General features: G+C 46.2%; 13 protein-coding genes. All 13 read right to left on the bottom strand.

Translation table 11 applies throughout. The features are described from left to right. Positions 1-113: 113 nt before the first annotated feature. Positions 114-746 carry an orotate phosphoribosyltransferase gene (pyrE, locus tag KXD37_RS11610; protein WP_286109222.1) on the bottom strand — a complete coding sequence of 211 codons (633 nt, stop codon included), beginning with the start codon at positions 744-746 and terminating at the stop codon, positions 114-116. Next, entirely contained in the window at positions 743-1,462 is a 720-nt protein-coding gene (gene pyrF, locus KXD37_RS11615; protein ID WP_103671392.1) for an orotidine-5'-phosphate decarboxylase, read from the bottom strand. The genes pyrE and pyrF overlap by 4 nt, the downstream gene beginning before the upstream one ends. Next, positions 1,431-2,366: a dihydroorotate dehydrogenase gene (locus KXD37_RS11620; protein ID WP_151175012.1), complete on the bottom strand. Its 936-nt coding sequence runs from the start codon at positions 2,364-2,366 to the stop codon at positions 1,431-1,433. The genes pyrF and KXD37_RS11620 overlap by 32 nt, the downstream gene beginning before the upstream one ends. After that, positions 2,366-3,136, bottom strand: a complete 771-nt coding sequence (pyrK, locus tag KXD37_RS11625; RefSeq protein WP_106020667.1) for a dihydroorotate oxidase B electron transfer subunit — start codon at positions 3,134-3,136, stop codon at positions 2,366-2,368. Before pyrK ends, KXD37_RS11620 begins: the two co-directional genes overlap by 1 nt. Then, on the bottom strand, positions 3,133-6,348 hold the full coding sequence (gene carB, locus KXD37_RS11630) for a carbamoyl-phosphate synthase (glutamine-hydrolyzing) large subunit (RefSeq protein WP_151175010.1): 3,216 nt from the start codon (positions 6,346-6,348) through the stop codon (positions 3,133-3,135). The genes pyrK and carB overlap by 4 nt, the downstream gene beginning before the upstream one ends. Next, positions 6,333-7,427 carry a carbamoyl phosphate synthase small subunit gene (locus KXD37_RS11635; protein ID WP_059352883.1) on the bottom strand — a complete coding sequence of 365 codons (1,095 nt, stop codon included), beginning with the start codon at positions 7,425-7,427 and terminating at the stop codon, positions 6,333-6,335. The genes carB and KXD37_RS11635 overlap by 16 nt, the downstream gene beginning before the upstream one ends. Further along, a complete protein-coding gene (locus KXD37_RS11640) occupies positions 7,424-8,710 on the bottom strand; it encodes a dihydroorotase (RefSeq protein WP_106020666.1) in 1,287 nt (428 codons plus the stop codon). The genes KXD37_RS11635 and KXD37_RS11640 overlap by 4 nt, the downstream gene beginning before the upstream one ends. Continuing rightward, positions 8,694-9,608, bottom strand: a complete 915-nt coding sequence (locus KXD37_RS11645; protein WP_254518225.1) for an aspartate carbamoyltransferase catalytic subunit — start codon at positions 9,606-9,608, stop codon at positions 8,694-8,696. Before KXD37_RS11645 ends, KXD37_RS11640 begins: the two co-directional genes overlap by 17 nt. Before the next feature lie 146 nt (positions 9,609-9,754). Next, positions 9,755-11,062, bottom strand: coding sequence for a uracil permease PyrP (gene pyrP, locus KXD37_RS11650; RefSeq protein ID WP_024121339.1), 1,308 nt, complete (start codon positions 11,060-11,062; stop codon positions 9,755-9,757). Between the two features lie 174 nt (positions 11,063-11,236). Further along, positions 11,237-11,782, bottom strand: coding sequence for a bifunctional pyrimidine operon transcriptional regulator/uracil phosphoribosyltransferase (gene pyrR / locus KXD37_RS11655; protein WP_024121338.1), 546 nt, complete (start codon positions 11,780-11,782; stop codon positions 11,237-11,239). A 183-nt stretch (positions 11,783-11,965) separates the two neighbouring features. Then, complete coding sequence (locus KXD37_RS11660) at positions 11,966-12,877, bottom strand: RluA family pseudouridine synthase (RefSeq protein WP_024121337.1); 912 nt, start codon at positions 12,875-12,877, stop codon at positions 11,966-11,968. A gap of 1 nt (position 12,878) precedes the next feature. Next, positions 12,879-13,343 carry a signal peptidase II gene (gene lspA / locus KXD37_RS11665; protein WP_010334181.1) on the bottom strand — a complete coding sequence of 155 codons (465 nt, stop codon included), beginning with the start codon at positions 13,341-13,343 and terminating at the stop codon, positions 12,879-12,881. A gap of 110 nt (positions 13,344-13,453) precedes the next feature. Next, positions 13,454-13,828: a sporulation-related RNA polymerase-binding protein YlyA gene (gene ylyA / locus KXD37_RS11670; RefSeq protein ID WP_024121336.1), complete on the bottom strand. Its 375-nt coding sequence runs from the start codon at positions 13,826-13,828 to the stop codon at positions 13,454-13,456. Positions 13,829-13,958: the final 130 nt, after the last annotated feature.

Consider the following 13,958-nt stretch of genomic DNA (forward strand, 5'->3'; position numbering starts at 1 on the left):
CTAACATAAGTCAACCCGAGTTTTTTTATAGGATTAATAAAAAAACAGACCCAAGGGCCTGTTTTCAATCGTGGCAAGGCATTAAAGCCCTTCACAATACTGAAATTTATTTTTTAATTTTTAAACCAATCTTTTGACTCGGGATTAGTTTTCCATATTTGCAGCTTCTTCAGGTCATCTGAATGAATATTTCCATTCTCAAGTGCAACCTCTGTCAGTGTGTCATAATCAGTTAACGAGTAGTATGGAAGATCAGCCTCAGCAAACGCTTCCTGCGCTTTAGGAAGTCCATACGTAAAGATTGATACCACACCAAGCACTTCACAGCCAGCGGTTTTCAGAGCTGCTGCAGCTTCGAGTACGCTGCCCCCTGTGGAAATTAAATCTTCTATGACAACTGTTTTTTGGCCTTTTTGAACTGCACCTTCAATTTGATTGCCTTTTCCATGTGCTTTCGGTTTGCTTCTCACATAACACATCGGCAGGTTCAAACGGTCAGCCGCCAATGCCGCATGAGGGATACCTGCTGTCGCTGTTCCTGCGATCATTTCAGCTTTCGGGAAATGCTCTTGGATAAGCTTGCTGATGCCTGCAGCAACATCATTTCTTACCTCTGGGAAAGAAAGGGTAAGGCGATTGTCACAGTAAATTGGGGATAATATGCCGCTCGCCCATGTAAACGGCTCATTCGGGCGTAAAAATACAGCTTGAATGTCTAATAGATGTTTTGCGATGATTTGTTTCATTGTTTGATTCCCTCCCATTCGAGTTTGACAGCTTCATAGGCTTTTAGCGGATTTGCAGCTTTTGTAATAGAGCGTCCCACAACAATTGCTGATGACCCTTTTTCTCTTGCTATAGAAGGCGTTGCAACGCGGACTTGATCATTCGCAGTGTCTGCTGACATACGGATACCCGGGGTCACCGTCAAAAACGACGGCGACACTGCTTCGTAAATGGCTTTCGCTTCATGAACAGAGCACACCACTCCATCAAGTCCGCTATTCTCCGCCAGTTTGCTGTAGTGTACAACCGTGTCGATGAGAGGCTTTCTGATCAGCAGCTCATCCTTCACCATTTGTTCAGATGTGCTTGTCAGCTGGGTTACCGCAATAAGTGACGGACGTTGTTTTCCTGCCGGCGTGCCTTCCTCTAAGCCTTCCAAGGCTGCTTCCATCATTTTTTTGCCTCCGGCTGCGTGAACATTGACGAGATCGACTCCAAGGCAGGCAAGCCGCTTCATTGCTTTATTCACCGTGGTCGGAATGTCATGTAGCTTTAAATCTAAAAAGATCTCACAGTTTCTTTCTTTTAATTGTGCAATGATAGCCGGGCCTTCTTGATAAAAAAGCTCCATTCCAACCTTCACAAATAACGGTTCCTTGTGAAAAGGCGCTAAAAACGACAGTGTTTCTTCAGCTGATGCAAAATCAAGCGCGATGATGGGCAGGTTGTTTTTCATGATTCCAGCTCCTTCCGATGCATTCTTCAACAGATTCATAGCCGTATTGGCGTAAAACAGCTGGGAGCTGCTCAATGATGTCAGGGCATGCGAAAGGATTCACGAAGTTTGCTGTTCCGACAGCAACCGCACTTGCTCCAGCCAGAAGAAATTCCAATGCGTCTTCGGCCGTCTGAACGCCTCCCATCCCGATAATCGGAATGCTGACAGCCTGGCTGACCTCATACACCATGCGGATGGCAACAGGCTTTACAGCAGGACCCGAAAGCCCTCCAGTTTTATTGGCTAATATTGGCTTTCCTGATTTTAAATCGAGCCTCATGCCGATTAATGTGTTGATCATCGTTAGACCATCCGCACCCGCTTCTTCGATCGCTACCGCAATTTCTGTGATGTTTGCCACATTCGGAGAAAGCTTCACATATACAGGCACATCTGACACTTTTTTAACAGCCTTCGTCAAATCAGCAGCCATGGCAGGATTTGTGCCAAAAGCAATTCCGCCTGTTTTGACGTTCGGACAGGAAATGTTCAATTCAAGCGCATGGACATTAGGCGCTTTGCTGATAAGTTCTGCTACTTCAACATAATCCTCGACCTGTGAACCGGCGACATTGGCAATAATAGGCGTATCAAATTGCTCAAGCCATGGCAGCTCATTTTCTAAGACGCTTTCCAGCCCTGGATTTTGCAGACCGATCGCATTGAGCATACCAGCGCCAGTCTCAGCTACCCTAGGCGTCGGATTCCCGAAGCGGGGCTCCTTTGTCGTAGCTTTGATCATGATTGCTCCGAGACAAGACAAATCATAAAAACGCGCAAACTCTTTTCCAAAACCGAAGCAGCCTGATGCGGGAATGATCGGATTTTTCAAATCCAGACCCGGCAATTTCACCTCTAGCATTACAGCGCCACCTCCTGAGCTTTAAATACAGGTCCGTCAAGACATACCTTTACATAGGATGTCTCACTTTCGTTTGTATGGCACACACAGGCGAAGCATGCACCAATACCGCAGCCCATTCGTTCTTCCATGGAAATGTAAACCTCTTTGTGGGCGTATTCTTGTTTGAGCGCCTTTAGCATCGGTGTCGGCCCGCAGCTGAGGAGAATGTCAAATTCAAGATTTTTTTGTTTGATGACATCTGTGACAAACCCGGTTTCCCCGTAGCTTCCGTCAGCTGTTGCTACATATGTGTCGCCGTACTGTCGGCATTCTTTTTCGTAAAAAACATCCTTTGCCGATTGGAATCCTAAAACGTGTATGACCTTTACGCCTTTTTCCTTTAAACGTTTCGACAGTTCTTGGAGAGGCGGGACTCCTACACCGCCTCCTACCAGCAAAGCCGTCTTTCCGGGTTGGACTTCATCTACTGGAAAGCCATTGCCCAAAGGCCCGAGGACATCTACGAGATCTCCCTTCTGCTTCAGCGACAAGAGTCTTGTTCCTTCCCCATCTACTCGATAAATCATGGTGACTTCATTTTTTTCAAAGTTAACATCAGCAATGCTGATTGGTCTTCGCAAAAGAGGCGTAACCGCTTCGCTCACTTTCAGGTGAAGGAACTGTCCCGGGACAGTAAACCCTTGGACAAGCTCCCCTTTTAGAACCATTTGATACACCCGGTCTGCAATTTGCTGGTTAGCACACACCGTCAAATTCGCTTTTTTCATATAGTGATTGCCGCCTCCTGATTTGTGTTGATTGCCGGCATTTGATCGGCACGGAACGTCATGCTTTCCAGCACCCGCAAAATGGCTTCTGCCGTATCTAAAGATGTTAAGCAGGCAACACCGTTTTCTACTGATTCACGTCTGATTCTAAATCCGTCTCTTGCCGGCTGCTTTCCTTTTGTCAGCGTATTGATGACAAACTGGGCTTCTCCGTTTCTGATCACATCAAGCAAGTTCGGGCCGTCCTGGCCGATTTTTCCGACGACCTTCGCTGGAATTGACGCCTCCTTGAGATACCCCGCCGTTCCTTCGGTCGCTAAAATGTTATACCCGATTGCATGGAATCGTTTAGCGATGGCAAGCCCTTCTTCTTTGTCCTTATCAGCCACTGTTAAAAGCACGGAACCGTAGTTAGGAATTTGAATTCCTGAAGCTATCAGCGCTTTATAGAGGGCCTTTTCAAGGGTTGAATCTTTGCCCATGACCTCACCAGTTGATTTCATTTCAGGCCCTAACGTAATGTCCACTCTTCTCAGCTTCGCGAAGGAGAAGACCGGTGCTTTTACAAATACGCCCTGCTGTTCAGGCTGCAGACCTTCATTGTAGCCAAACTCAGCCAGCTTTTGCCCGAGAATGACTTTTGTCGCGAGGTTCGCCATCGGGATGCCCGTGATCTTGCTTAAGAACGGCACCGTTCTGCTTGATCTCGGATTGACTTCAAGCACGTATACCTCACCTTGTGACAGGACGAATTGAATGTTGAGCAAGCCGACAATGTTCAGCCCTTTCGCAAGTGCGATCGTATATTGTTCAATTTTTTTCTTAATGTCTTCCGTCAGAGACTGCGGCGGATAGACCGCGATGGAGTCTCCGGAGTGCACGCCCGCACGCTCAATGTGCTCCATGATTCCCGGAATGACAACGGTTTGGCCGTCAGACACCGCATCCACTTCGATTTCTTTCCCAGTCAGATATCTGTCAATTAAGACTGGATGCTGCGGATTGATTTTGACTGCGTTTTTCATATAATGGAGCAGCTCTTCCTCATGATAGACAATTTCCATGGCCCGTCCGCCAAGCACATATGAAGGGCGCACCAGTACCGGATAGCCGATGTTGCTTGCGATGTTTACCGCCTGATCAACCGATGTCGCAGTTTTGCCAAGCGGCTGCGGCACTTGAAGTTCTTCCAGCGCCTGTTCAAACTTATCCCGGTCTTCCGCACGGTCTAAATCTTCTAATGACGTTCCAAGGATTTTGACTCCGCGTGCAGAAAGTTCGTCAGCAAGGTTGATTGCAGTTTGTCCGCCAAATTGCACGACAACGCCCATCGGCTGTTCGAGGTCAATGATATGCATGACATCTTCGATCGTAAGCGGTTCAAAGTACAGCTTGTCTGAGATACTGAAATCGGTCGACACGGTTTCCGGGTTATTATTGACGATAATTGCCTCATAGCCTGCTTGTTTAATTGCCCATACGGAGTGAACTGTAGCGTAGTCAAATTCAACCCCCTGTCCGATTCGAATCGGACCGGAGCCAAGTACGATCACGCTTTTCTTATCTGTAACAACAGATTCATTTTCTTCTTCATATGTGCTGTAGAAGTATGGCGTTTCTGATTCGAATTCCGCCGCGCACGTATCCACCATTTTAAATACCGGTGCGATTCCCGCTTGTTTTCTCATGCTGTAAAGCTCAGATTCTTTCATTTTCCACTCGCGGCTGATGTACTTATCAGAAAATCCGAGTTCTTTTGCCCGTCTCAGCACATCTGTATCACCCGCATTTGCTTTCAGCTCTTTTTCAAACTGAACGATTCCGAACAGCTTATGCAGGAAAAAGAGGTCGATGGCAGAGAATTCATGAAGCTGCTCAACTGTGTAGCCCCTTCTGTACGCTTCAGCCAGGTAGAATAAACGCTCGTCTCCGGCTTTTTTAATCCGCTTCTCGAGAAGCTCATCTGAAATATCAGCGGCATCTTTTAATTCAAGATGATACACATCAGCTTCCAGTGAACGCACAGCTTTCAGCAGCGATTCTTCAAGCGTGCGGCCAATCGCCATTACCTCTCCCGTCGCTTTCATCTGAGTGCCGAGCCTTCTGTTTGCTGATTCAAACTTATCAAATGGCCAGCGCGGTATTTTAGATACGACATAGTCCAGCGCTGGTTCAAACGCTGCGTATGTCTTACCTGTCACCGGATTCATCATCTCGTCTAATGAAAGGCCGACGGCGATTTTAGCTGCGAGCTTTGCGATCGGATAGCCTGTCGCTTTTGATGCAAGGGCAGATGAACGACTGACACGCGGGTTCACTTCAATGATGTAGTATTGGAAGCTGTCTGGATCTAAAGCGAGCTGTACGTTACATCCGCCTTCAATTCCAAGCGCACGGATCAGTTTTAAAGATACATTCCGCAGGAGCTGATATTCCCGGTCGCTGAGCGTTTGGCTCGGTGCGACGACAATACTGTCTCCTGTATGGATTCCGACCGGATCAATGTTCTCCATATTACAAACGACAATCGCATGATCTTGGCTGTCTCTCATGACTTCGTATTCGATTTCTTTGTAGCCGGCAATGCTTTTTTCAAGCAAACATTGGTGAACCGGGCTTAATTTTAAGCCGTTTTCAACAATTTCTTTCAGCTCGGCTTCAGTGGAGCAAATCCCTCCGCCTGTGCCGCCTAATGTATATGCAGGGCGGACAATGACAGGAAATCCGATTTGGCTGACGAAATTCTCGGCTTCTTCAAGCGAGTGAATGATCTCACTTTCAGGGACGGGTTCATTCAGCTCATTCATTAATGTTCTGAACAAGTCACGGTCCTCAGCTTGCTGGATTGCAGACAGCTTTGTGCCGAGCACCTCAACGCCGCACTCCTCCAGCACACCTTGCTCAGAAAGCTCAACCGCAAGATTCAAGCCTGTTTGCCCGCCGAGTGTAGGAAGAATGGCGTCAGGACGCTCTTTTCTGATGATCCGTGTCAGAAATTCAGATGTCAGCGGTTCGATGTATACCCGGTCAGCCATTTCTGTATCGGTCATGATCGTCGCCGGGTTTGAGTTGACAAGAATAACCTCATAGCCTTCTTCTTTTAATGCAAGGCAGGCTTGAGTTCCCGCATAATCAAATTCAGCTGCCTGACCGATGATAATTGGTCCTGACCCAATTACTAAAATTTTGTTAATGTCTACGCGTTTTGGCATACCGCTTCCCCTTCTTTCTCTGTTGTTTCGATCATTTCGATAAATCTGTCAAATAGATGATTAGCGTCCTCAGGACCGGGTGATGCTTCCGGATGATATTGAACCGTAAATGCCGGCAGTGTTTTGTGTTTCAGCCCTTCAATCGTATCGTCGTTTATCGCGATGTGTGTGACTTCAAGCTCTGTTTCATTGATAGATGAAACTGTATATCCATGGTTTTGGGATGTTAAGGCAACTTTTCCGGTTGCAAGCTCTTTTACCGGATGGTTAGAGCCCCTGTGACCGAATTTCATTTTTTCAGTATCGGCTCCGCACGCCAGCGCAAATAACTGGTGGCCGAGACAAATTCCGAATAATGGCACTTTTCCAAGAACACCTTTTATCATTTCAATTGCTTCAGGCACATCTTTCGGGTCGCCAGGACCGTTAGAAAGCATGATGCCGTCTGGCTTCAGCTGAAGGACTTCTTCTGCTGTTACATTGTAAGGCACAACAATGACGTCACATTTCCGTTTGTTCAGCTCTCTTAAAATGCCGTGCTTCATGCCAAAGTCCACCAAGACAATGCGTTTGCCTCTTCCCGGACTTGGGTATGCTGTTTTGGCTGACACTTGGGATACTTGATTTCTCGGCAGTTCAGTTTCGTTCAGTCTTTTCAGTACTGCTTCGATATCTTCATCAGGTGAGGCAAACGTTCCTTTTAGCGCGCCGGCCGTGCGGATCATTCTCGTCAGCTTTCTCGTATCAATTCCTTGCAGTCCCGGAATGTTTTTCATTTTTAAATACTCATCCAATGTGTAAGCTGAACGCCAGTTGGAAGGCAGTTCACATAATTCTTTTACAATCAATCCTTTAACAAAAGGCGTAATGGATTCAAAGTCATCACGGTTAATCCCGTAATTTCCGATAAGCGGATATGTTAACGTAACGATCTGCCCGCAATAAGAAGGGTCTGACAAAATTTCCTGATAACCAGTCATACCGGTATTGAAAACGACTTCTCCCATGCTGTGCTCCAAGCTCCCGAAGGCTTTTCCCTCAAATACCGCTCCGTTTTCCAGTACTAATCGTCTTTTCATTTCACAAGTCTCCCTTCTTCATAAGCAAGCGTTCCTGCTGCAATTGTAGCGACTGGCCAGCCGCTGCAGTTAAGGCCGTTAAATGGTGTGTTTTTACCTTTAGATAAGAATGTTTCTTTGTCTATAACTGCTTCTCTTTCCAGGTCGATTAACGTGATGTCAGCTGCTTGTCCCGTTTTCAGTGTTCCATATGGGAGACCAAACGCTTCGCAAGGCTTGATTGTCATATAATCAATCAGCTGTTTCAGCGTCCAGCTGCCGTTTTTAACAAAATGTGTGTAAAGAAGCGGGAACGCTGTTTCCAAACCGACAATTCCGAACGGCGCCAGCTTCATTTCTGTGTTTTTCTCTTCTTCTGTATGCGGCGCATGGTCGGTTGCTATAAAGTCGATCGTTCCGTCTAAAAGTCCTTCAATCAGTGCTTCTCTATCTTCCGCACCGCGCAGCGGCGGGTTCATTTTATAGTTTGTATCCAGCCCGGGAATGTCTTCATCACAAAGCAGTAAATGGTGAGGTGAAACTTCTGCTGTGACCCGAATTCCCGCTTTTTTCGCATCACGCACGACTCTCACAGATTCTTTCGTGCTGATATGGCATACATGGTAATGGCAGTTTGCCGCCTCAGCCAGTAACACGTCACGGGCAATATGAACCGATTCACACACAGAAGGAATGCCGTTAAGCCCGTTCGCTTTTGAAAACGTCCCCTCATGGACGCTGCCTCCGTAAATTAAGGAGTTATCCTCGCAATGTGCGACAATCGCTTTGTCAATCGCGGCTGCGCGTTTCATTGCTTCATACATCATTCCTGCTGTCTGTATACCGACACCGTCATCTGTAAATGCAAATGCCCCAGCTTCTTTTAATGCTTCAAAGTTTGTCATCTCATCGCCAATTTGTCTGATCGTAATAGATGCATAAGGAAGGACTCTGACGCATGATGTTTCTTTAATGCGGCTTTGCACCCATTCCATCTGCTCCTTCGTATCAGGAACCGGCCGTGTATTCGGCATGGCTGCTACTGTTGTATAACCGCCGCGCGCCGCCGCTTTTGCGCCGGTTTCAATGGTTTCTTTTTTCTCTCCGCCAGGCTCTCTAAAGTGTACATGGAGGTCAACAAAGCCCGGTGAAACGAGCAATCCTTTCGCGTCAATAACCGTTTCTCCATCTGCTGCATCAAGCTTGCCGATTTCTGAGATGACCTCTCCTGTCACTCGAATATCCTGTTCTGTTTTTTCACCATTTTCGTTAAGTATCCAGCCGTTTTTAATGAGATATGACATACGCTGCTTCTCCTCTTTTCGCATTGGTTTGTAAGGCTCGCTGTAACACTGCCATTCTGATAAATACGCCATTTTGCATTTGTTTGAAGATTCTTGATTTTCCACTTTCTACTAAGCTGTGATCAATCTCCACTCCTCTGTTCACAGGCGCCGGGTGCATAATAATCGCATGCTGCTTCATACGTTGAGCCCGTTCTACAGTCAAGCCGAATTCATTTAAATAGCCTTCATGGCTGACAGCTGACTGATGTCTTTCATTTTGAATACGCAGCAGCATGACAACATCCGAAGTCTCTACTGCTTTATCCATTGAGACATACGCGCCAAACGTATTTTCTTCATCCTGCCATTCCGGCGGACCGGAAAACAGAACGCGGGCACCGAGTCTTGTCAACACTTCAGCATTAGACCTCGCGACTCTGCTGTGCTTAATGTCGCCGTGAATGGAGACGGTAAGGCCTTTGAACGTATTGAATTCTTCATTGATTGTCATTAAATCAAGCAATGATTGTGTGGGATGCTGGCCGCACCCGTCTCCCGCATTCAGAATCGGGATATTTACATGTCCGACAAGCTCTTTGTAGTACTCATCCTCACTGTTTCTGATGACACACACGTCAACACCGATTGATTCGAGCGTTCGAATTGTGTCATATAAGGTTTCGCCTTTTTGTACGCTGGTGCTTGTTCCGTCGAGATTCAGGACATTCATGCCCAGTTTCTTTTCAGCTACCTCAAAGCTGAATCGTGTTCTGGTGCTTGGTTCAAAAAACAGATTCGCTGCAAATTTACCTGTCAGCTGATGGTCTGTTTTTCCGTTTTTGAGGTCTTGCGCAGTTTGAAGCAAATCTTTGATTTCCCCAGTGCTGAGTTCACTCATCGTCGTTAAATGCTTCATTTTCTTTCTCCTCTCATTTCAACTTGTTTAAGGCTGAAAAAACCCCGGTCTTGGATAGACTCGGGGTACGGTTAAATAGAGGAGCAGCGTGAAGCTTTCTTCTCTTTATAACCCTTCCAAGCCTCTCTGGACTTTCATTAAAAGGTTTAAATATGATGTTGTTCGGATGTGTCTGCCTGCTCTTCCTTCGCTTGTGGAAGAATCAGGTTTAAGATGACACCTACAATTGCCGCAAGCGCCATGCCTGACACTTGGAATCCTCCTTCAGACACCTGAATAAAAGCGCCGCCTACGCCGATTACAAGGATGACTGATGTGATGATGAGGTTTCTGTTATTTTCATAATCAATTTTGTTGTCAATCAGCATTCTCAAGCCGCTTGAAGCGATGATGCCGAACAGCAGGAAGGAAACGCCTCCCATAACCGCTGACGGGACTGAACTGATAAGCGCAGATATTTTGCCGATGAAGCCGAAGCAAAGGGCAATCACTGCCGCGCCTCCGATAACAAAGACGCTGAACACTCTCGTAATGGCCAGTACGCCAATGTTTTCTCCATAAGTTGTTGTAGGCGGGCCGCCAATCAAGGAAGCAAGGATTGTGGCCGCGCTGTCGCCCATTATCGAGCGATGGAGACCCGGTTTTTTAATGAAGTCTTGTCCTACAACTTTGCTCAGCACCATCTGGTGGCCGATATGCTCTGACATGGTAACAAATGCGACAGGGACCATTGCTGCGGCGATGCCAAGTGTCACTGACGGCGTATAATCTTTAAACGGGATGATAAATTCAGGGACTGCAAACCATTTCGCGTCAAGCACCGGCTGGAAGTTGACAATTCCTTGAGTCAAGGCAAACAAGTATCCGCCGATGATTCCGATCAAGACCGGGATTAAGCTTAAGAAGCCCCGCAAGAAAATCGCGCAAATGATCGTGATCGCTAAAGTGACACCTGCAACACTGAAATGTTTTAAGCTGTAAACCAGCTCACTGGCATTCGGATCAGCATACATGGCCATATTTACCGCTGTGCCGGCCAGACCCAGTCCAATGACGATAATAACCGGACCTACGACGACAGGCGGGAGAAGCTTCATCAGCCAGCCTGTTCCGAGCTGTCTGATCAGCAAGGCAATCAGCCCGTACACAAGCCCTGCCAGAAACGCACCAACCATTGCCGCTCCGGGTCCGCCGGTCGCTTTTACCAAGATGATCGGAGAAATAAAGGCAAAGGATGAACCGAGATACGCTGGTATTTGTCCTTTCGTGATCAGAAGGTAAGCAAGTGTTCCGATACCGCTCGTCACCAATGCAACAGCAGGACTCATTCCGACCAGCTTCGGAACCAAAATCGTTGAGCCAAACATCGCAAATAAATGCTGCAGGCTGAACGAAACCCAAGAGAAAGGTTTCGGGATTTCCCTGACTCCTAAATTAACTTTTTTCTTACTCATGATGATTTTCCCCCTGATTGATGACTTTTCATATTAGGATGACTTAATAACTGTATAAAAAAACCTCTTTGCTGTTTTTACGCAAAGAGGCATACAAAGACCGGCCGCATACTTTCGGGGCTTCGCTGTGCACCTCTTTGCAACCTCTCTGGATTACTTTAAAAAGGTGATACATTATTCATTTTCATAAATGGCGACGAGATCGTTTTTGTCAACCTCATCAAGCTGAACCATAACCTTTTCAGCTTTTGAAGTCGGGATGTTTTTCCCGATGTAATCTGCTCGGATCGGCAGTTCTCTGTGTCCTCTGTCAACAAGCACAGCCAGTTGAATTGAGGAAGGTCTGCCTACATCGACAAGGGCGTCCATTGCGGCTCTGACCGTTCTTCCTGTGTAAAGAACATCATCTACGACAATTACTTTTTGATCTGTGATGTCTACCGGTATATCTGCACCTTTCACGAGCGGTTCTTCATTGCTCGTTTTTTTGGATAGATCGTCTCTGTAAAGGGTGATATCAATTTCTCCAACCGTTACAGGATTCCCTTCAATCTGTTCTATCCGTTCGGCGAGGCGTTTTGCCAAGTAAATACCTCTTGTCTTGATACCGACAAGGATGCAGTTGTTCATCCCTTTATTGCGTTCAATCATTTCGTGAGCAATTCTGGTCAGCGCACGTCTGATTGCCTGTTCGTCGAGAATGACAGCTTTTTGATTCATTATGTGACACCTCACAGTTCATTTAGAAGAAAAAACCCCTCTTGCCATTGGCAGAGAGGGGTTTTAGGACAAGATGCGTGCATATACACGTATCCCGTCAATCCGTTATCCTTCTCAGCCTCTCTGGACTGTTTTAAAGAATCTATTCAGCTTCGTTTATTATTTCAGAAAAGAGATGCCCTGTCAACGGGTTTTTCTCAGATTTTCGATTAAAGCAGACATATCATCAGGAAGCGGTGCCTCAAATTCGATATATTCGTCAGTGCGCGGATGCTGAAAACCTAAAATTCCGGCATGAAGCGCCTGTCCGTTAAAATCGATCGTTTTTCTCGGCCCGTATTTCGGATCTCCTGCTAACGGGAATCCGATATACTTCATATGCACACGGATTTGGTGCGTTCTTCCTGTTTCAAGCTGGCATTCCACAAGCGTAAATTCCTGGAAGCGGTCAAGAACATGAAAATGAGTGACGGCGTTTTTTCCATCACGTGTTACAGTCATGCTTTGCCGATCTTTCTTATCCCGCCCGATCGGCGCATCAATTGTACCATCATCGTGAGAAATAAGCCCATGGACAACTGCCGTATATTTCCGCGTAACCGTTTTGTTGACCAATTGGTTTACAAGTGACTCGTGCGCCATATCATTCTTCGCCACCATTAATAAGCCAGACGTGTCCTTATCGATTCTGTGGACGATCCCCGGACGCATCACGCCATTTATTCCGGATAGGTCCGTACAATGAGCCATAAGGCCGTTTACAAGTGTACCCGTAAGATGCCCGGGAGCTGGGTGCACAACCATTCCGCGAGGTTTATTGACGACCAGCACATCCTGATCTTCATAGTAAATATCCAGATCCATAGGTTCTGCCAGCACGTCGAGCGCTTCAGGCTCAGGCACAGTGACAGTCACCTGATCCCCCGGCTGAATTTTATAATTCGATTTTACAGGGCTTCCGTTCACGACAACTTGTCCGTCCTTCACCCATAGCTGCACCTGGGTTCTCGACCAACCATTTTCAGTCGATGCCAGAAATTTATCAATCCGCTCACTTTTTTGTTCTTCTGAAGCGGTTATGTCAAATTGATTCATGCTATTGCTCCTTCTTCTTTTTCCCGCTGTCCAACAGCATTTGTATAAATAAAAGCATTACGCCGACACATAATGAAGAGTCCGCGATATTAAAAATCGGGTAATTGTAATTGACGATAATGACATGGATAAAATCCACCACTTCCTGTCTGACAGCCCGATCGATAAAATTGCCGATGGCGCCGCCAAGCATGAGTCCAAGGGAAACACCAAGAAGCTTTTGCCCTTTCGTATAACGCTGTATGTAATAAACAATACCAATAATGACTGCAGTTGTGATGAGGTAGAAAAACCACATCTGACCGGCTAATATCCCCCACGCCGCACCCGTATTGCGATGGGAGGTGATATAGAATACCTGATCAATGATCGGTATGCTTTGTCCAAGTTCCATGTTCTTGACGACAAGCCATTTTGTCAGTTGATCAGCTGCGATAATAAGTAGTGCGATAACGTAATACAGCACAAACGTTCCTCCATTATACGGTTACTTTAGTCCATTATGCATTTTATCAATAAAAAGCACTGGAGTAAAGAAATATCAGCCTCTATACAGACTTAATCGGAGAGGCGCTGTTATTCATACAGCGCCTGATCATATTCAATATCAGTTGATTTCCACAGAGGAAGTGTTTTTTTTTCAAATTGGACTGAATACAGAAAATCATTTGCTGTTCGCGCTGTCGGCAGCACAGCCAGCTTTGAAAGAGGAATGGGAGCTCCAGTTTCTTCACAGTATCCGAATGTGCCGTCCTCAATTTTCGACAATGCGAGAAGAACGTCTTGAAGCTCTTCTTTAATATGATAGATCAGAGTTGCTTTTTGTTTATGATTGATTGCTGCTTGCGGGCTTGTTGAAACCTGAAAGCAAGAATACTCAAATAATCTCGACTGTAATTCTTCTTTCATCAGAAGAAGTTCCGTATAAATTGCGGTCAGTTGATCATTCATTCATCACAACTCCTGCTCTTAACGTAATACCTATATTGTTACCTGTGAATGATGATCTAAAGCCCATAAGATTTTTCCTGCCATTCTAAACGATGTCACTCTTGGCACAAAAAAAGGCCCGGCTTTTGCG

Source organism: Bacillus sp. XT-2, from assembly GCF_025696525.1.
Lineage (GTDB): Bacteria > Bacillota > Bacilli > Bacillales > Bacillaceae > Bacillus > Bacillus halotolerans.